This window comes from Orenia marismortui DSM 5156 (assembly GCF_000379025.1).
Lineage (GTDB): Bacteria > Bacillota > Halanaerobiia > Halobacteroidales > Halobacteroidaceae > Orenia > Orenia marismortui.
The window spans coordinates 781,503-801,334 of sequence record NZ_KB900617.1 but is presented as its reverse complement, the minus strand read 5'-3'; the positions used below and the strand labels follow the sequence as shown (position 1 = coordinate 801,334).

The window sequence follows — 19,832 nt, the reverse complement described above, 5'->3', positions numbered from 1 at the left end:
ATGTTAATCATGGTACTACCGAATCGACTTGGCATAACCACGATCTTCTATATTAATACGCAATGTTGATCGTGGTACTACCGAATCGACTTGGCATAAGCTCCCTTTAAAACTAAGAAGTCACTTTATTAAGCAGTAAAATTTACCTCTTATAAAGTATTTAAGATTGTAAAAGCTATAAATAAATGCAATATATTATAAGGAGGTAAAATAATGCAAGAAACAATGACTCATTCAGATGTTGTAGTTACCCCAACTCCAATTACAGCAGGAGAAAAGGTAACAGTTGAATATAATGGATTATTAAATCAATCTGGAGCAAATAAAGTTTATTTACATGCAGGAGTAGGTTTTAAAGATAATTGGAGAGACATAACTGATATTGAAATGCAGCCTAAAAATGATGGGAATTGGACTGCTCAATTGCGTGTTAACACTACAGATAGGTTTAATTTTTGTTTTAAAGATTGTGCTGATAATTGGGATAATAATCATGGGGATAATTGGAGTTTTGAAGTGCATAATGGTCAATTATATAAATAAAATAAAAAACCTTCGATGAAAAAAACATCGAAGGTTTTTTATTTTTTGTTTAAAGAAAATGAAGATTTATTTAATCTAGTAGCATTGTATTTTAAGGAGGTTTTAGGAGTATATTCTAGATATTCTTTTTTATTATTAGATACTCTCATCCACAAATCACCAAATTTATTATGGGGTTTATTTGCTGGAACTAAAATAGTTTTAGATTTAGCCAAAGCGATGAATATATCTCCTTTTGTAATAAGGCCAATTTCTCCATAATAATATCCATCAGAATGTGGAGCTTTAATATATTGCTTATTATCTTTTAATGATATATCTATATCTGAAAAAGTATTATTTTCTTGTTCAGTAATATCATAGAGTCTAATTATAGCTTTTGTTTTTTCTGTTTCTATTTCTGATATATTCCAATAAGCATAGATCCAGTGGGGATCTTTATTTAATAAAACGAGTTTATTTTTATTAAAGGATTCCCAAAGTTTTTCTTCCTTCCAATAAGAGCTAGGTGCAACCTTAACTTTAAAGTTATCAGAGGGTATTCTTGAAACTTCCATATCCTTTTTTAATAAAGCCTTTTTCCAATTGTTACTGATTAGTAATTGATTATCTTGTTTAGTGTTTTGTATTTTACTTTTTGTTGAGATAGTATCTATATTAGATATCTCCCTCCCTGCTTCCATATCATAATTTAATTTATTCATCTGAATTGATTTTTGATTTTTATTTCTTATCTTCTTTTTATTCTTTATATCTTGATTTGATGGTAATAAGAAGAAGTATAAAATAAATGTTCCTACTAATAACAGGAATAATAATGCCATATTAGACACTCACCTCTTTATAATTTTCATTATTAGTACTTTGATAAATTCTATAATTTATATTTGGAAATATATTATTTTTTTCTTCTAATTCCTTTAAATATTCTAGGTCAGGTTGATTCTGGGTTAATTGTTCGACTAGGTTGTTAAAGTTTTCAAGATGTTCATTGGTGCGCCTTATGGCATATTCTTTCATAGTATTAGTTTTCATAATAAAAGCCCAGTCACTACTTTGTGCTAATAAGAGTTCTCTAGCAAGCTGATTAAGAATTTGAGCTTGTAATCTATCAGGAGATGATAACTGATTTGCTAGATCGATCATTTTTTCTGTTGCCCTATGAAGAGGTGGATAAATCCAATCATTGCTATCATCTAACCAGACTTGATTATATCCAAAAGCTCCCCAGCTAGAAAGAGAAGGTATAGCTACTTGATTAACAGGGTATTTATCTAGATATTGACTTGGGGTAATTAATTTAATTTCATTCTGTTTATCATAGATTTGTTTTAGCAAATACTTCAGCCAGATTGGACCTTCATACCACCAATGACCAAATAATTCTGTATCATAGGGTGAAACAATAATTGGAGGCCTATCCATTTTATTATTTAGATGATTTATCTGTGCTTGACGGTTGAATAAAAAGTTTGCAGCATGAATATCTGCTTTTTTACTAGCTACTTTTGGTTGATAAACTTCTTTATAATCACTGTTTCCTGTAATTTTATAATATTTAATTCCTGTATTTTTTCTAAAACCTTCAGGATGAATATAGTTTTTGATATATTCATAGTCTAAATCAAAGCCAATATCACGATAAAATTCTCTATAATCATAATCCCCTGGGTATCCTTCATTAGAACTCCAGACTTGTTTTGAGGATTCTTCATCTCTAGCAAAAGCAGCTACTCCAGATGGACAGTATATTGGGGCAAAATTTGCATAATAAGTTTTAGGTTTAGCATTTAATATCCCATGTGTATCTACAAAAAAGTATCTAATTCCTTCTTGCCACAGATATTTATCAATACCTGGATGATATCCACACTCGGGGAGCCAAAGACCTTTTGGTTTTTGGTGGAAATTATTTTGATATGTTTGAATTCCCACTCTGATTTGAGCTCTGATTGCTTCAGGATAATTGTTCATTAAAGGGAGATATCCATGAGTAGCTGTACAAGTTATAACTTCTAATACTCCAAAATCTTGTAATTCTTTAAAAGCATTTATTAAGTTTTGATTATACTTATTAAATATTTTTTTGGCTAATTTAAATTTATTATTATACATTTTGGCTATAGTATTAAATTGAGGTTGATCTGCTGTTCTATTTATCTCTTTTTCACTTAATTCAATTAAATTATCTAAATACTTTGAGTATCTATTTTGTAGTAAATTATCAGTTAGCATAGATATTAAAGTAGGAGATAAGGATAAAGTTAATTTAAATGTAGTCTTTTGATTTATTAATTCATTGAAGACATTAATGAGTGGAATATATGTTTCTGTAATTGCTTCATAAAGCCAATCTTCCTCTAATGCAGAATTATCTTCTGGATGTCGAACATAGGGTAAATGAGAATGTAATACTAAAGCTAGATAGCCTTTTTCTGTCATTTAGATACCTCCCAAATAGGTATTGTTTTTTATTAATATGTTAAAGTTAAAGCTAAGATATGCACCAGTTTTTTAGTTAATTTAATAAATATGTTCATTTCTTAAGAGGAACTTTAAAATTAGTTTTAACAAAATTATTTAATTAAATTCACTGCTTTGACTAAATAAATTTTCTGAAATACCTATTGTTAATTAATTTTTTAAAGTTTTTTAGTAAAGAGGAATTATTATAATTTTATAGAAATATTATTAATGGTTATTTTTGTATATTTTCTATAATGGTTATTATAAATTTTATAGTTGAATTTAGTTTTAGTATTAAAAATATACTGAGTTAATTTTAGAATATAATTAAGATACTATGGTTATAAAGAGACAGTAACGAGTGACAAGTTAAGTTAATTTACTGGTTACTAGTCACTTATCACTAGTAACTGTCGCTTTATCTTAAATTTGGCCTTAAAGCTGGGGACATATTAATTAAATTGGATTAAAAAATCAGATTAAATAAAAGGGGAGAATTATGATTTTAAATATTATTTTAGCTGTGGTAATTACATTAATTTTTTATATTAAATCTAGACTAAACTTTAAATTAAAAATTTTATTTCATCCTATAATATTAACTCCTATTTTAGGGTTGATTTTTGGGGAAGAAGGTTTTAGTGCAGGAGTTACAGTTGGTGTAATAGTGGAGTTGATTTGGGGAAGTAAATTAATAGGTTATAAACTAGGCTTAAAGTATAGTTTGCTACTAAGTTTATTAACTGTATCATTAATATCTTTAACAGCTAATATTAGCTTATTTTTTAATTTGTCCTTAGTATTGATATTAGTTTTTGCCTTCCAAGAAAGCTTTAGTTGGGCAGAAGAGAAGAGTTATTTTATTGGGATAGTCTTTATTTTTAATATGATTATGTTAAGCAGTAATTATTTGATTAAGGAACTGTTAGGATTAATTCCTGCACAGTTTCTAAATGATTTGGCAGTAAGTGGTGGGGCATTAATTCCAATTGTAGGATTATCAATGTTTCTAATTCAAGCTATACAATTTACTGTCAAAGAAGATGGTATTTGGTATTATTCTTATGTGATATCTGTTGTAGTAACTTCTGTATTATTACTTAATTCATTTTATTGGGCCATCTTATTATTTCCAATGAGTTGTTATCTGTTATACTATTTATTTAAATTGATTGAAACCTCTTCTTTAAGATATTGCTTAAGAAATATAGTTATTATTTTAGTTATTTTAACTGTTCCTATGATTGTGGAATGGAATAGTCCTTTGATAGAAGGGAAAATAGAGTATTTTCTTTGGATAGAAGTAATTTTAACCTTATATGCTATTCTAATGTCAAAATTAACAGCTATTGAAGGTTATTTTATTATGAGTTTAATAGGAATTATTTCATCTAAACTAGGTTTATTTATCTAAATAAATAGTATTTTAGAATTAATGATACTTCATTAACCAATGACTAAATATATTAAAATTTAAGGCTCAATAAGTATACTTATTGAGCCTTAAAAAGATAAAAATTAAATATCCAAAAATCTTAAAAGCGGGGAATATGTACTAATAAGATTATGAAAGGTTTAATATCTTAAAAGTCACTTTCACGAAAAAATTGTGAAAGAGCCAAATTTAATTGGCTTAGAGTATACTAATTACACAATTTGATTAAGATAATGTTTAAAAATATCTTTAAAGTAGATACTAAAGTTAAATATACAGTTATTCAACTTAAGAAGTTAAAAGCAAAAATATTATAATTTTTATTTTAGATTTGGAGATCCATCAATATAAAAATTTTATAGAATTGATTAGTCATCATAATAATTTTTAACAAATGATATCTACAAGTTGAAGTATAAGATATAGATAGAAGGAGAGAACTTAATGAAATTATATGCTGATTATCATACCCATACTCGTTATAGTCATGGTAAAGGAAGTATAAGAGAAAATATAGAAGCTGCTATTGAAAAAGGGTTAAAAGAAATAGCTATTGCTGATCATGGTCCAGCAAGTCAAGGTTTAACTAAATTAGGGGTTAAGGATGCAGCAACATTATTGGAAATAAAGAAGGAAGTAGAGAAGTATGACAAGTTCTATCCGGAAATAAAAGTATTATCAGCAGTAGAAGCAAATATTATTAATATAGATGGGGATTTGGATGTTCCAAGATTTATTTTAAAAGAACTAGATAAAGTATTGGTAGGTTTTCATTTGTATATACGTCCTAGCTCATGGAAGGATGGGATAAATATTATTTTTAATAATGCTATAATGAGCAGATTAAATTTAAAACAAGAAGAGATAAGATATAAAAATACTGATATTTTGATTAAATCATTAAATAAGTATAAGATAGATATAATTACTCATCCAGGATATCGTGTTAATATAGATACTAGTACTTTAGCTAAGGCGGCTGTAAAAAGAGGAACACATTTAGAAATAAATGAAAGTCACATGCATACTACAGAGGAGTATTTAAGAATTGCAGTATCAGAAGGTGCTAAGTTTAGCTTAGGTAGTGATGCACATGCTCCAGAGCAGGTAGGATGTGTTGATAATTCCTTAGATTTAGCGACTAAAGCTGGACTAACTAGAGATGATATTATAAATGTTTGTTAATTATATTTAATCTATTCAGAGGTGTAAAGAAGTTAATAACATACAGAAGTTATTTTATTTGTGATTCTAAGATTTAAATGATAATATTATTGTAACACTTTGTATGTAGATTTAAGTATTTATTTTAAAAGAGGTGATAAAATATGGATAACAATTCAGAATTTATTATTATAACAGGTATGTCAGGGGCAGGAAAATCTGAAGCTATTAAAATTTTAGAAGATCTAGGTTTTTTTTGTGTGGACAATTTACCACCAGCTCTAATTTCTAAATTTGCAGAGTTATACCTTCGTTCTCAAGGCAAGGTTGAACAAGTTGCCTTAGTAATTGATGTTAGAGGTGGAGATTTTTTTGATAGTTTATTTGAAGAGTTATCTATGTTAGAAGGAATGGGAGTAAATTATAAAATTTTATTTTTAGAGTCTAATACAAGAATGTTAATAAATAGGTTTAAAAAGACTAGAAGAAGGCATCCTTTAGCACCTAAAGGAAGAATTTCAGAGGCAATATCTCTAGAAAGAAAAAAATTGGATAAAATCAGAGGGAAAGCAGATAAGATTATTGATACTACTAATTTATCACCTAAAGAGTTAAAGGGAGCAATTAAAGAATCCTTCCTTAAAGTCTCTCAGGATAAGCAGTTGACGGTTTCTATCCTTTCTTTTGGCTTTAAGTATGGAATACCTTTAGATGCCGATTTAATGTTTGATGTTAGATTTTTGCCTAATCCTCATTATGTAGATTCTTTGAGACCCCTAACTGGAGAGAATAAAAAAATACAAGAATATGTATTGAAATGGCCAGTAACCCAAAAATTCAAAGAAAAGCTATTTGATTTAATTGAATTTTTATTGCCTAATTATATTAAGGAAGGCAAGACTCATTTAACAATAGCAATTGGTTGTACAGGAGGTAAACATCGCTCTGTTACTTTTGCTGAAAAACTATATGAAAGTTTAAATGGTAGATATAATGTCTTAATTGAGCATCGTGATTCAGAAAGATAGGGGGTAAGCTATGAATAAATTAAGATTGATGCTTTATCCTGGCTTGAAATTTAAAAGGTGGGTCTTTGTTATAATATCTGGAGTTATCTTAATTAGTTTAGGAGTTTCGATGGCCCTTAATCTTAATGAGTTAAACTTGTTAAGATATGAGGTTATTGGATTTTTACTTGTCTTAGCTGGAATTTATGTTGTAGGTTTAGGAATTAGAAGAATGATTATTTCTATCTATGATGCTTTGTTGCCAGATAAGAATGCAGAATTAATTGAACTACTATATCAAGAGAGGTATCGTAAAAAGGGGCCAAAGATTGTCGTTGTTGGTGGTGGTACAGGTCTTTCTACTATGTTGCGTGGGATTAAGAAATTTACTAATAACATTACAGCTATTGTTACAGTGGCAGATGATGGAGGTAGTTCTGGTGCCTTAAGGGATGAGTTAGGTATATTACCTCCAGGAGATATTAGAAACTGTTTAGTAGCTTTGGCTGATACTGAACCGTTAATGGAGAAGTTATTTCAATATAGATTTTCAGATGGTGAAGATTTAAAAGGACATAGTTTTGGTAATTTATTTATAGCGACTATGACTGAGGTGTTAGGAGACTTTGATAAAGCTGTTAAAGAATCTAGTAAAGTTTTAGCTATCAAAGGTCAGGTCTTACCATCTACTTTAGAAGATGTTAGATTATCTGCCAGATTAAAGAGTGGAGAGTTAATAAAGGGAGAATCTCAGATACCAAAAGTTGAAGGTAAGATTGAAGAAGTATTTATTAATCCTGAGAATAGTAAACCTTTACCTGAGGCACTCACAGCTATTAAAGAGGCTGATGCTATTATTTTAGGGCCAGGTAGCCTTTATACTAGTTTGCTACCTAATTTACTAGTAAAGGAATTGAGTAAGGGTATAAAATCTTCTAAAGCATTAAAGCTATATATATGTAATGTTATGACTCAATTTGGAGAGACGGATGATTATACTGTATCAGATCATGTCCAAACTTTATATGATCATGTTGGCGATGATATTATAGATTATGTTCTAGTTAATAATGAAGAAGTAGATTCTGATTTGTTGCTTAAGTACGCTAAAGAGGGTGCTAAGCCTGTTGAGATAGATTGGGATAAATTAGAAGAACTTAATATTGAAGTGATTGAAGAATCTTTAATCAATCAATTAGATTTAGTTAGACATAATCCAGATAAATTAGCTAAAGTTATTATAGATTTGATTCTAGAAAGAAGGTAATAGTAAATATAGTTATATTATTATAATTTATAGATATGAGGAGATAGATATGTCTTTTACAGATGATGTTAAGAATGAAGTTGCAAGGAAGGAAGATTTGGATAGTTGTTGTCAACTGGCTGAGTTAGCAGCTTTAATTAAATTAGATGGTAGCTTGGAAATTGTCAGGCATAAATTAGCACTTAAATTAGTTAGTCAAAATGCTTCTGTAGCCAGAAGAGTTTATAAATTATTAAAAGAACAGTTTAATTTTTTTACTGAAATTGTAGTTAGAAAAAAGATGTATTTAGATAAGAAAAATTATTATATTATTAAAGTTCCACCCCAAGAAGGAGTAAAAAAATTACTGGTGAATTGTGGATTGATCGAAGAAGGGTATCAGATAAATTATAAAATAAAAGATGAATTTATGAATAATAAATGCTGTCAAAAAGCTTACTTGAGAGGGCTCTTCTTGGCAGCAGGATCAATTAGCCATCCAGAAAGTGAATATCACTTAGAAATGAGTATTTCTTATCAAGAATATGCAAAAGAAGTTATAAAGTTATTCAATAACTTTGAAATTGACATTAAATTTAGAAATAAACAAGATAACTATCTATTATATTTAAAAAAATCCGATGATATTGTAAAGGTATTAAATATTATAGGAGCATATTCCTCATTGTTTCAATTTGAAAATACTAGAGTCTATAAAGGAATTAGAAATAATGTTAACAGGTTAGTAAACTGTGAAACTGCTAATTTAAATAAGACTGTTAGTGCAGCTCAAAGACAATTAGATGATATAGAGTTAATAGAAAATTTAAAGGGATTAGATAAGTTATCTCCTAGTTTGAAAGAAATTGCTCACTTGAGAAGAGAGAATCCTTATGCAAGTTTAAAGGAATTAGGAGAATTATTAAGCCCTCCTTTGAGTAAATCAGGAATCAATAATAGATTGAGAAGAATAAAGAAAATGGCTGATAAGATAAGAAAGAGCAGTAAAAAGTGAGATTTGATGGGGGATTTTAAGAAAGAAATAAAACTTCAAGGGATCTTTTTATAGCCATGAATGAACATGAATAGTAATTAGCTAGCTGCTATTGGCTAGTAGCAAATTTATTGCGAAAGGTCTTTTTTAAAGACCTAGAGAATTAGCCAGTGATTGATTCACCCCAAGAGTACTTCCTCGGTCGGCAAAGACCACCTTTTTCAGGGAGGGTGGTGAAAAATTTTTTTGATTTTAATTATAAAAATGATATTTTTAGTTCAATATTCAAAACTTTTCTAAAGATTATACTATGGTAGAAGTATTTTTCATATAAAATAAATTAAATTTTTTATTTTTCTTGCAGGAATATAGTTTATAGTATAGAATTAGTTATGTGGTAATGATAAATAATAATTTATTGTTTATTATTTTTTTATCCGACTGGGACGTTTTTATACTGTCGGGTTAAATTTGTCCCAGCAAAAGAAGTATTTATTCCTAACTTACATAAGATTTAGCAATAATTATATTATTATTAGATGAAGTATTTAAGAATAATAAAATTAGGAATAAATAAAAAGATAGTAATACATAATATTAACTGGTAAAGCACCTTATTTTTTGCTACAGTCGGGACAAAATTATACTATTAGGTCAATTTTGTCCCACTAAAGATTTGAGGGGTATCCAATGGCAGATTATTTAAAGTTACAGAAGAAGATAGCTCCAAAGTTAGTTAAGGTTGTAGAGCGGAGATATGCTATTTTAAGATTGATTCATCGTTCTCAACCAATTGGAAGAAGGTCTTTGGCTCAAAGTTTAGATTTAAGTGAGAGAACTATTAGGAAACATTTGACTTTCTTATCTGATCATAAGTTTGTTGCTGTAACAAGTAGTGGCGCAACAATTACTAGGTCAGGAGAAAGTATTTTAAGAGAATTAGATGTTTATATTAAGGACTTACGAGGAACTAACCTTTTGGAAGAAAGACTAAAAGCATTTTTAGGTGTAGAAGTTAAGGTGGTTCCTACTGGTTTGAATCAAAACTTTGGTAAAGAAGAATTAGGTAGGTTTGCTGCTGATCTTTTGAAGAGTTTAATTACTTATGGAGATATAATTGCAGTAACTGGAGGAACAACTTTATCGAATGTAGCTGAAATGATGACACCTGTAAGTGGGAAATTTGATATTACTGTTGTACCAGCACGAGGTGGTTTAGGTGAGGGTGTAGAGATTCAAGCCAATACCATTGCTGCTAAGATTGCTAGTCAATTTGGTGGAGAATATCATTTGTTACATACACCTGATAATTTAAAAGCAGAGACTATTTATACATTAATTAAAGAGCCTTCAATTAAAAAAGTACTGGACTTAGCCAAGAATGCAGATGTTTTGATTCATGGTGTAGGAACAGCTGAAGTTATGGCTAAAAGAAGGGGAATGCCTGCAGAAAAAATTGAAGAATTGAAATCTAAAGGAGCTGTAGGAGAAACTTTTGGTTATTATTTCAACCAAAATGGAGGAATCGTGTATTCTACAACTAGTGTTGGATTAAAATTATCTGATTTGTCTAAAATAAATAAGGTAATTGCTGTTGCAGGTGGTCAAGATAAAGCAAAAGCTATTTTAGCTTCAGTTTCTAAAAAGTATCAAGACCTTTTAATTATTGATGAGAGAGCTGCTAAGGGTATTTTAGAACTTGTTGATGTAGAAAAAAATAAGGATTAATTAGCTTAATTGTTATTAGATTTCAACTAATAGCAGTAAAGGCTAAAAATAAATTGCTTAAAATTTTTGTTTTTAAACAAAATAAATATTAAATTCATAGGAGGAATGAAAAAATGAGTAAAAAGATTGCTATTAATGGTTTTGGAAGAATTGGTAGAGGTTTCTTAAGGTTAGTTAAGCAAAGAGGTGAAGACTTCGATATCGTTGCTATTAACGATTTAACTGATGTTGAAACTTTAGCTTACTTACTAAAATACGACTCTGTACATGGTCGTTTTGATGGAACTGTAGAAGTTAAAGATGGAAACTTAGTTGTAGATGGAAAAGTTATTGAAGTTTCTGCAATTAAAGACCCTGCTGAATTACCATGGGCTGAAAAAGAAATTGATGTAGTAGTTGAATCTACTGGTGTATTCAGAAAGAAAGCTCAATTAGAAAAACACTTAGAAGCTGGAGCTAAGAAAGTATTATTAACTGTACCAGCTAAAGATGAAATTGATAACACTATTGTATTAGGTGTTAATGATGATGACTTATCTGCTGATGATAAGATCGTTTCTAATGCATCATGTACTACTAACTGTTTAGCTCCTTTAGCTAAAGCATTAAATGATGCATTTGGAATTGAAAAAGGATTAATTACTACAGTTCACGGTTATACTTCTAGCCAAGGTATCTTAGATATGCCAATGGGTAAAATGAGAAGAGGTAGAGCTGCTGCTGAAAATATTATTCCTACAACTACTGGTGCTGCTGTAGCAACTACTAAAGTATTACCTGAATTAGCAGGTAAAATTGACGGTATGGCAATCAGAGTTCCTGTACCAGATGGTTCTTGCGTTGATGGTGTATTTACTTTAGCTAAAGATGTAACTGTAGAAGAAGTAAATGCTAAGCTTAAGGAATATGCTGAAGGTGAAATGGAAGGCGTATTAGGATATACTGAAGATGAGGTAGTATCTAGAGATATCTTAGGTATCAAATACTCTTCTTTAATCGATGCTAAATCTACTATGGTAGTTAACGGAAACATGGTTAAGATTATTTCTTGGTATGACAATGAGTTAAGTTATACTAACAGAGTTGTTGACTTAGCTAAGAGACTTTAATTTATAGAAATTTTAAATGTGGGGTCAGAATATTCTGACCCTGCATTATATACATAATAGTTTTTAGTTATTATTCTACTAAGAAAATAAATTTTTCTTAGCCAATTAACATTAATTGTTAGTGGTCAGTTCCTTGTTAATTTATAACAGGGATTAACAATTGACAATTAATAATACTTAATTGCGGAGGTGCACATAGTGAATAAGAAGACTTTGAAAGATGTAAATGTTAAGGATAAAAAGGTGTTAGTGAGAGTTGATTTTAATGTACCGATGGAAGATGATAAAGTAACTGATGATACAAGAATTGAGGCTGCTTTGCCTACAATTAATTACTTAATTGATGAAGGTGCTAAAGTTATTTTAATGGCACACTTTGGTCGTCCAAAAGGAGAAGTTAAAGAAGAGTTAAGATTAGATCCTGTAGCTAAAGTATTAGCTAATAAATTAGGTAAGACAGTTGTTAAAACTGATACTACAGTAGGAGAAGAGCCTAAAGAGGCAGTTGCTAAGATGGAAGCTGGAGATGTAGTATTGTTAGAAAATACTAGATTTAATCCAGGTGAAAAGAAGAATGATCCTGAATTTGCTAAGCAATTAGCTGAACTAGCTGATGTATATGTAAATGATGCTTTTGGTGCTACTCATAGAGCTCATGCTTCTACAGCAGGAGTTACTGAATATGTAGAAGATTCAGTGATGGGATTCTTGATTCAAAATGAATTAGAAACTATGGGTAAAGCTGTTAAAAGTCCAGATAGACCTTTTGTAGCTATCATTGGTGGAGCTAAAGTATCTGATAAAATTGGAGTTATCGAATCTTTACTTAATAAAGCTGATTCTTTAATTATCGGTGGTGGAATGGCAAATACTTTCATTGCTGCTCAAGGACTTGAAATTGGAGATTCTTTAGTAGAAGAAGATAAAATTGATTTAGCTAAAGAATTAATTGAAAAGGCAGGAGAGAAACTAGTACTTCCAACTGATGTTGTAGTTGCTGATGAATTTGCTGCAGATGCTAATAATAAAGTAGTTGCTGTAGATGGAATCGAAGCTGGATGGCAAGCACTTGATATTGGTCCAGATACTATTGCTAAATTTGAAGAGGTTCTTAAAGCTGCAAAAACTGTAGTATGGAATGGGCCGATGGGAGTATTTGAAATGGATGCTTTTGCTCAGGGTACTAACAAGGTAGCTGAAGTATTAGCTGGTCTTGATGCTATGACTATTATTGGTGGTGGAGATTCTGCTGCTGCTGTTAATAAAGCTGGATTAGATGATAAGATGACTCATATTTCTACTGGTGGAGGAGCTTCATTACAATTCTTCGAAGGTAAAGCATTACCAGCAGTAGAAGCACTAAGTGACAAATAAGAATAAAATTATTGATTATTTAAAAGGAATTCTTAAAAGAACAAGAGTTCAAATTAATCGCGAAGAGTCTGTTATTTAGACTCGTAGAGAGGCATTAAGCGATAAATAATCGTAAAAACTATATAGTAATCGCACCCAGTCTTGATTTTTAGACTGGAAAAGAAGCATTAAGTAATAATTACTTAAGAGTTGACAGTTTACAGATGTTCTTTACTGTGAACTGTTAGCTTATACATAAAGAATTAATGTTGAATCTATTTATCAATTTATAATGTTTAATTGTTAATTATATATTGTAAATTGTAAATTAATTATACGGAGGGATTTTTATGCGTACGCCTTTAATGGCAGGAAATTGGAAGATGAATAAAACGGTTGATGAAGCTGTTGCAATGGTAAATGAATTAAAAGATTTAGTTGCTGATGCAGAAGATGTAGATGTTGCTATTTGTGCACCGGCTGTTGATTTATATGCAATGAATGAAGTCGTTGGAGATACTAATATCGATTTAGGTGCTCAAAATATGTACTATAAAGAGAGTGGAGCTTATACTGCTGAGCTTTCTCCAGCAATGATTAAAAGTGTAGGGTGTAAATATGCAATCATTGGTCACTCTGAAAGAAGAGAGATTTTTGGTGAGACTGATGAATTATTAAATTTAAAATTAAAAACAGCTTTTGCTAATGATATTGTTCCTATTCTTTGTATTGGTGAAAAATTATCAGAAAGAGAAGCTGGAACACATTTTGATAGAGTTAAATTTCAATTAGCTGCTAATCTTTCTGGCATTGAAGCTAACGAAGTGAAGAATATGGTTCTTGCTTATGAACCATTATGGGCGATTGGAACTGGTAAAACTGCTACTCCAGAGCAAGCGGAAGAAATTATTAAGTTTATCAGAGAGACTGTTGAAGAAATGTATGATGTAGACACAGCAGAAGCGGTTAGAATTCAATATGGTGGAAGTGTTAAACCTCATAATGTAAAAGAGATTATGGCACAACCTAATATTGATGGAGCTTTAGTAGGTGGAGCTAGTTTAGAAGCTGAATCATTCTCAAAAATCGTTAAATTTAAGTAAATAAAGGAGGGATTGTTGTGACAACACCTAAACCTTTAGCATTAATTATCCTAGATGGTTTTGGAGTTAATGAAAAAAAGGAAGCAAATGCAATTCAAGCAGCAAATACACCGAACTTTGATAGATTATGGTCTGAATATCCTCATACTCTTGTTAGAGCAGCTGGTGAAGCTGTAGGATTACCTGAAGGACAGATGGGTAACTCTGAAGTAGGTCATCTTAATTTAGGCGCTGGTCGAATTGTATATCAAGATTTGACTAGAATTACTAAGTCTATTAAAGATGGTGACTTTTTTGAAAATAAAGTATTAATAGAGGCGGTTAATAAAGCAAAAGAAAATAATTCTGCTCTTCACTTATTAGGTTTATTATCTGATGGAGGAGTTCATAGTCATAATCAACATTTATATGGATTACTAGAATTAGCTAAGAAGCAAGGGTTAGAAAAGGTCTATGTTCATGCTATTTTAGATGGTAGAGATGTACCTCCAGCGAGTGCGAAGACTTATGTAAAAGAGTTAGAAGCTAAGATAGAAGAGATTGGTGTAGGAGAGATAGCAACTATTGGTGGTCGCTATTATTACATGGATCGTGATAATCGTTGGGATCGTACTGCAAAAGCTTATAATGCAATGGCTTTTGGTCAAGGAGAAAAGGCTAAAAGTGCATTAGAGGCCGTAGAAAATTCCTATAGTGATGATAAAACTGATGAATTTGTTTTACCAACAGTTGTGCTTGGTAAAGATGAAACTCCAGTTGCTAAAGTACAAGATAAGGATTCGATTATTTTCTTTAACTTTAGACCAGACCGTGCACGTCAATTAACACGTGCTTTAAATGATATAGATTTCAATGGTTTTGAGCGTCAAGAAGGTTATCCTAAGGTTCATCTTGTATGTATGACAGAATATGATGAGACTATTGATGCTCCAATTGCTTTTCCGGCAGCAGAGATAAAGAATACTTTTGGGCAAGTTTTATCTGTTAACGGATTAAAGCAACTTAGAACTGCTGAAACTGAAAAGTATGCTCATGTTACTTTCTTCTTTAATGGTGGTAAAGAGACGCCAAATGAAGGGGAAGATAGAGAGTTGATTTCATCTCCAGATGTTGCTACTTATGATATGCAGCCTGAAATGAGTGCTTATGAGGTAACTGACAACTTAGTCCAGAAGATGGATGAAGTAGATTATGATGTTATTATCTTAAACTTTGCAAATCCAGATATGGTTGGTCATACTGGGGACTTTGATGCAGAGGTAAAAGCGGTAGAAACAGTTGATGAATGCTTAGGTAAAGTAATAGACAAGATCTTAGCTAAAGATGGAGCTGCTTTAGTTACTGCTGATCATGGAAATGGTGAGCAAATGGTTGATTATAATACAGGAGAGCCTTTGACAGCTCATACTACAAACCCTGTACCGTTACTTTATATCAATGATAATGATAAAGGTGCCAAATTATTAGCAGAAGGTGAAGGTAAACTAGCTGATTTTGCGCCAACAATGTTAAAATTATTAGGGATTGATATTCCTGCAGAGATGACAGGTAGTCAGTTGATTAAGTAGTTATTAGCTGAATTATAGTTATGTAGGGGTCAAATTTATTTTGGCCCTATATAAAATAAATTTTACATAAAATCAAATTATTAGGAGGTAGTAAGATGTTTGAGATTGTTGAAGTTTTAGGAAGAGAAGTATTGGATTCTAGAGGTAACCCTACTGTAGAGGTAGATGTATACTTATCAGGAGGAGCAATGGGTAGAGCTATGGTTCCATCTGGTGCTTCTACTGGAGAAAATGAAGCAGTAGAATTAAGAGATGGAGACAAAGACAGATATAGAGGAAAAGGTGTTTTACAAGCAGTAGCTAATGTAAATGAGACTATTGCTACTCAAGTTATTGGAATGGATGCTAGAGAACAAGTAGCTATTGATAGATTAATGATTGAATTAGACGGAACTTCTAATAAAGGAGATCTTGGTGCTAATGCTATTTTAGGTGTATCTATAGCGGTAGCTAAAGCTGCAGCTGAGCAATTAGGACTTCCTTTATATCAATATTTAGGTGGAGTTAATGCTAAAGAACTTCCTGTACCAATGATGAATATCTTAAATGGTGGAGAGCATGCTGATTCTGCTGTAGATGTACAAGAATTCATGGTTATGCCTGTTGGATTTGATACTTATAGAGAAGCATTAAGAGCAGGAGCTGAAGTTTTCCATGCTTTACATGCTATTTTAGCAGAAAGAGGAGATGTAACTGCTGTAGGTAATGAGGGTGGATTTGCTCCTCGTGACTTAAGTGGAACTGAAGAAGCTATTGAAACTATTTTAGAAGCTATCAAGAAAGCTGGATATACTCCAGACCAAGATATCAAACTTGCTCTAGATGTTGCATCTAGTGAATTAGTTGATGAAGATGGTAACTATAACTTCAAGCGTGAAGGTGTAGTTAGAACTACTGATGAAATGGTAGACTTCTATGAAGAATTAGTTAATAAGTATCCAATTATCTCTATTGAAGATGGATTAGGTGAAAATGATTGGGAAGGTTGGGTAAAACTAACTGAAAGATTAGGAGACAAGGTTCAAATCGTTGGAGACGACTTATTTGTAACTAATACTGAATTCCTTGCTAAAGGTATCGAAATGGGTGCTGCTAACTCTATTCTAATCAAAGTTAACCAAATTGGTACATTAACTGAAACTCTTGATGCTATTGAATTAGCTAAGAGAAATAACATGACTGCTGTTGTATCTCATAGATCTGGAGAGACTGCTGATGATACAATTGCTGACTTAGTAGTTGCTACAAATGCTGGTCAAATTAAGACTGGTTCTGCTTCTAGATCTGATAGAATGGCAAAATATAACCAATTATTAAGAATCGAAGAGGAATTAGCTGAAACTGCTCAATATAATGGTTTAGATAATTTCTATAATCTATAAGAGTGATCTTTAAAAGGTACAGGATTAATCCTGTACCTTTTTTTAATGAATTGTAGATAATAATTAAGGGGTATAACTATTATTAATTGCTTTTTTAGACAACTTATGTTAAAATAATAGTGTTATTTTTTAATTGGGAGGTGCCAGATAAGTGTTATTATTTCTTAAAGTGCTATTGATTATTACATCCTTTGTTTTAATTGCTGGAGTATTATTACAATCGGGAAAAGACGCTGGGCTTGGTGGTATTGATGGAGGAGCATCATCTTTGTTAGGTGCTCAAGGTAAGGCTCTTGATAGTGTATTATCTAAGGTAACAACGGTGGCTGCTATCTTCTTTATAATTTTACCATTAGTAATAGCAGCGGTTCAATAATCTGGTATGCTTAGACTCTTAGTTGGATTATGGTCTGACTAAGAGTTTTATTATTTATTATTAGTTTTAATAATGTATATTTGAGATGAGTTTAGACAAAATAAATTCTATAGAGATAGAAATTATACTATATAGATATATATGGAGGGATATTATGAATATCCAAGATAGAATTTTAGACTTTATGAGTAAACAAGCTTATAAACCGTTAACTGTAGATGATTTACTAAAAGTTCTTGAAATAGAATCAGATGAAAAGCATATTTTAGTAGATCTTCTTGATGAGATGGAAGAAGAAGGTTTAGTTATCAAAAATCGCAGAGGATGTTATGGTGTTCCAGAAAGAATGGGAATGTCTACTGGGAGATTACAAGGGCATGCTAAAGGATTTGCTTTTTTAATTCCAGATAACCCAACACAAGAAGATGTTTATATCAGTGCAAGTGATTTAAAAGGTGCAATGAATAATGATAAAGTTATGGTTAGAATATTTAAAAAAACTGATGGTAGAAGACGCTCTGGAGAGGTATTTAAGATATTAGAACGAGCAAACAAAAAAATTGTAGGAAATTATGAAGCTAGTAGAAACTTTGGGTTTGTAGTTGTTGATGATAAAAGAATTTCCCATGATGTCTTTATACCTAAATCTCAAAATAAAGGTGCTAAAGAGGGGCAAAAGGTCGTAGTAGAAATAACCAAATGGCCTGAAAAAAGAAGAAATCCTGAAGGTAAAGTAATTGAAGTTTTGGGTTATCAGGGAGAAGCCGGAGTTGACATTGAGGCTATTATTAAGAAACTAGAGTTACCTGAAGATTTTCCAGCAGATGTTATAAATGAAGTTGAAGCAATTCCTGAATCAATTTCAGAATCAGAAATTGCTAGAAGAAGAGATCTAAGAACACTTAAGATGGTTACTATAGATGGTGAAGATGCTAAAGATTTTGATGATGCTGTTTCTATTGAAAAATTAAATGAAGAAGAGATTAGGTTAGGAGTACATATAGCAGATGTAACCCATTATGTAAAAGAAGGAAGTCCATTAAATACTGAAGCTTTTAATAGAGCTACTAGTATTTATTTGGTAGATCGTGTAATACCTATGTTACCAGAGAAACTTTCTAATAATATGTGTAGTTTACGTTCTGATGGAGATCGTTTAGCTATGTCAGTATTGATGGATTTTAACAAGAATACTGGAGAACTATTAGACCATGAAATTATAGAAAGTGTTATTAGAGTTAATCATCGTTTGACTTATAATAAAGTAAATAGTATGTTAATTGATAAAGATCAAGCACTTATAGATGAGTATGAAGATATGATTGAGGATTTAAGATTGATGGGTGAGTTTTCTAACACCCTTAGAGGAAAACGTTTTGAAGCTGGAAGTATTGATTTTGATTTTCCTGAAGCTAAGATAATTTTAGATGATGAAGGTAAGCCTGTTGATATAGTAAAAGTAGATAGAGGAATTTCTGAAAAGATGATAGAAGATTTTATGATTACAACTAATGAAGTAGTAGCAGAGGATATGTATCATCGCGAGATCCCATTTATTTATCGTGTTCATGAACAACCTAGTTCTGAGAAATTAGAAGACTTAAATAGTTTTATTCATAATCTTGGGTATCATATTAAAGGCTTAAAAGGTGATGAAGTTCACCCCAAAGCCCTTCAGAATATACTAGAGAAGGTTAAAGGACAACCTGAAGAAAGGGTTGTAAATACAGTCTTATTAAGAAGTATGCAACAGGCACATTATAGTCCTTATAATATTGGACATTTTGGTCTTGCTTCTCAATATTATAGTCACTTTACTTCACCAATTAGAAGATATCCTGATTTAATGATCCATAGAATAATTAAAGAAGTCATTAAAGATGGATTATTGTCAGAGAAGAGAATTGATAAGTTGACTAAGAAGTTACCTAATATAGCAGATCATTCTTCGGTGCAAGAAAGAAAAGCAATGGATGCTGAATATGAATCTTTAGATTTGAAGAAGGTTGAGTATATGCAGGATAAGAAAGGTGAACAATATGAAGGTATTATTAGCAGTGTAATGTCTTTTGGTTTCTTTGTAGAATTAGACAATACTGTTGAGGGGTTAGTGCATGTTAGCGCAATGAGAGATGATTATTATCATTACTATGAAGATCAACATGCATTTATAGGTGAAAGAACAGGAAATACCTATCAATTAGGTGACAAGGTTAAAATTGAGGTAGCTAAGATCAACTTAGAAGATAAACAAATTGATTTTGATTTAGTAGTTGAGTAAGAATTTATATCAATTAAATCTAAACTAGAAAATATTGGATTTAATTGATATAGTTCTTGACATTTAATATATAGTTG

Annotated in this window: 16 protein-coding genes; 14 read left to right on the top strand and 2 right to left on the bottom strand. The window is 30.9% G+C overall.

Annotated features, from left to right (window positions below; genetic code table 11):
- Positions 1–213: 213 nt before the first annotated feature.
- Complete coding sequence (locus OREMA_RS0103630) at positions 214–543, top strand: carbohydrate-binding protein (protein ID WP_018247922.1); 330 nt, start codon at positions 214–216, stop codon at positions 541–543.
- A gap of 38 nt (positions 544–581) precedes the next feature.
- Here the strand turns inward: OREMA_RS0103630 and OREMA_RS0103625 are convergent, their stop codons facing one another.
- Together OREMA_RS0103625 and OREMA_RS0103620 are read right to left on the bottom strand one after the other, a co-directional pair.
- The gene (locus tag OREMA_RS0103625; protein WP_018247921.1) at positions 582–1,367 is read right to left on the bottom strand and encodes a DUF4912 domain-containing protein; all 786 of its coding nucleotides are present in this window, start codon (positions 1,365–1,367) and stop codon (positions 582–584) included.
- Between the two features lies 1 nt (position 1,368).
- Positions 1,369–2,985, bottom strand: coding sequence for a glycoside hydrolase family 57 protein (locus OREMA_RS0103620; protein ID WP_018247920.1), 1,617 nt, complete (start codon positions 2,983–2,985; stop codon positions 1,369–1,371).
- A gap of 523 nt (positions 2,986–3,508) precedes the next feature.
- Between OREMA_RS0103620 and OREMA_RS0103615 the strand changes: the two genes are divergently transcribed.
- From OREMA_RS0103615 to rnr, 13 genes are all read left to right on the top strand, one after another.
- A complete protein-coding gene (locus OREMA_RS0103615; protein ID WP_018247919.1) occupies positions 3,509–4,423 on the top strand; it encodes a hypothetical protein in 915 nt (304 codons plus the stop codon).
- Positions 4,424–4,888: 465 nt separating this feature from the next.
- Positions 4,889–5,629, top strand: coding sequence for a PHP domain-containing protein (locus OREMA_RS0103610; protein ID WP_018247918.1), 741 nt, complete (start codon positions 4,889–4,891; stop codon positions 5,627–5,629).
- Positions 5,630–5,772: 143 nt separating this feature from the next.
- Positions 5,773–6,636 (top strand): RNase adapter RapZ, encoded by an 864-nt coding sequence (gene rapZ, locus OREMA_RS0103605; protein ID WP_018247917.1) that lies wholly within the window; start codon positions 5,773–5,775, stop codon positions 6,634–6,636.
- Between the two features lie 10 nt (positions 6,637–6,646).
- Positions 6,647–7,882: a gluconeogenesis factor YvcK family protein gene (locus tag OREMA_RS0103600; protein ID WP_018247916.1), complete on the top strand. Its 1,236-nt coding sequence runs from the start codon at positions 6,647–6,649 to the stop codon at positions 7,880–7,882.
- Positions 7,883–7,931: 49 nt separating this feature from the next.
- Positions 7,932–8,876: a DNA-binding protein WhiA gene (gene whiA, locus OREMA_RS0103595; RefSeq protein WP_018247915.1), complete on the top strand. Its 945-nt coding sequence runs from the start codon at positions 7,932–7,934 to the stop codon at positions 8,874–8,876.
- A 669-nt stretch (positions 8,877–9,545) separates the two neighbouring features.
- Positions 9,546–10,583 (top strand): sugar-binding transcriptional regulator, encoded by a 1,038-nt coding sequence (locus OREMA_RS0103590; protein ID WP_018247914.1) that lies wholly within the window; start codon positions 9,546–9,548, stop codon positions 10,581–10,583.
- Positions 10,584–10,696: 113 nt separating this feature from the next.
- Entirely contained in the window at positions 10,697–11,692 is a 996-nt protein-coding gene (gene gap, locus OREMA_RS0103585; protein WP_018247913.1) for a type I glyceraldehyde-3-phosphate dehydrogenase, read from the top strand.
- 198 nt (positions 11,693–11,890) lie between these two features.
- Complete coding sequence (locus tag OREMA_RS0103580) at positions 11,891–13,066, top strand: phosphoglycerate kinase (protein WP_018247912.1); 1,176 nt, start codon at positions 11,891–11,893, stop codon at positions 13,064–13,066.
- A 329-nt stretch (positions 13,067–13,395) separates the two neighbouring features.
- Positions 13,396–14,148 (top strand): triose-phosphate isomerase, encoded by a 753-nt coding sequence (gene tpiA / locus OREMA_RS0103575; RefSeq protein ID WP_018247911.1) that lies wholly within the window; start codon positions 13,396–13,398, stop codon positions 14,146–14,148.
- A 17-nt stretch (positions 14,149–14,165) separates the two neighbouring features.
- Positions 14,166–15,716, top strand: a complete 1,551-nt coding sequence (gpmI, locus tag OREMA_RS0103570; RefSeq protein WP_018247910.1) for a 2,3-bisphosphoglycerate-independent phosphoglycerate mutase — start codon at positions 14,166–14,168, stop codon at positions 15,714–15,716.
- Between the two features lie 95 nt (positions 15,717–15,811).
- A complete protein-coding gene (gene eno / locus OREMA_RS0103565) occupies positions 15,812–17,098 on the top strand; it encodes a phosphopyruvate hydratase (RefSeq protein ID WP_018247909.1) in 1,287 nt (428 codons plus the stop codon).
- A gap of 151 nt (positions 17,099–17,249) precedes the next feature.
- Entirely contained in the window at positions 17,250–17,474 is a 225-nt protein-coding gene (gene secG / locus OREMA_RS0103560) for a preprotein translocase subunit SecG (protein WP_018247908.1), read from the top strand.
- Positions 17,475–17,628: 154 nt separating this feature from the next.
- The gene (gene rnr / locus OREMA_RS0103555) at positions 17,629–19,755 is read left to right on the top strand and encodes a ribonuclease R (protein WP_018247907.1); all 2,127 of its coding nucleotides are present in this window, start codon (positions 17,629–17,631) and stop codon (positions 19,753–19,755) included.
- The last annotated feature ends 77 nt before the right edge of the window (positions 19,756–19,832 follow it).

Bases quoted from the DNA above. Each gene is read 5' to 3' on its own strand.
- OREMA_RS0103630 (WP_018247922.1), top strand. From the start codon at position 214: ATGCAAGAAACAATGACTCATTCAGATGTTGTAGTTACCCCAACTCCA.
- OREMA_RS0103625 (WP_018247921.1), bottom strand. From the start codon at position 1,367: ATGGCATTATTATTCCTGTTATTAGTAGGAACATTTATTTTATACTTC.
- OREMA_RS0103620 (WP_018247920.1), bottom strand. From the start codon at position 2,985: ATGACAGAAAAAGGCTATCTAGCTTTAGTATTACATTCTCATTTACCC.
- OREMA_RS0103615 (WP_018247919.1), top strand. From the start codon at position 3,509: ATGATTTTAAATATTATTTTAGCTGTGGTAATTACATTAATTTTTTAT.
- OREMA_RS0103610 (WP_018247918.1), top strand. From the start codon at position 4,889: ATGAAATTATATGCTGATTATCATACCCATACTCGTTATAGTCATGGT.
- rapZ (WP_018247917.1), top strand. From the start codon at position 5,773: ATGGATAACAATTCAGAATTTATTATTATAACAGGTATGTCAGGGGCA.
- OREMA_RS0103600 (WP_018247916.1), top strand. From the start codon at position 6,647: ATGAATAAATTAAGATTGATGCTTTATCCTGGCTTGAAATTTAAAAGG.
- whiA (WP_018247915.1), top strand. From the start codon at position 7,932: ATGTCTTTTACAGATGATGTTAAGAATGAAGTTGCAAGGAAGGAAGAT.
- OREMA_RS0103590 (WP_018247914.1), top strand. From the start codon at position 9,546: ATGGCAGATTATTTAAAGTTACAGAAGAAGATAGCTCCAAAGTTAGTT.
- gap (WP_018247913.1), top strand. From the start codon at position 10,697: ATGAGTAAAAAGATTGCTATTAATGGTTTTGGAAGAATTGGTAGAGGT.
- tpiA (WP_018247911.1), top strand. From the start codon at position 13,396: ATGCGTACGCCTTTAATGGCAGGAAATTGGAAGATGAATAAAACGGTT.
- eno (WP_018247909.1), top strand. From the start codon at position 15,812: ATGTTTGAGATTGTTGAAGTTTTAGGAAGAGAAGTATTGGATTCTAGA.
- rnr (WP_018247907.1), top strand. From the start codon at position 17,629: ATGAATATCCAAGATAGAATTTTAGACTTTATGAGTAAACAAGCTTAT.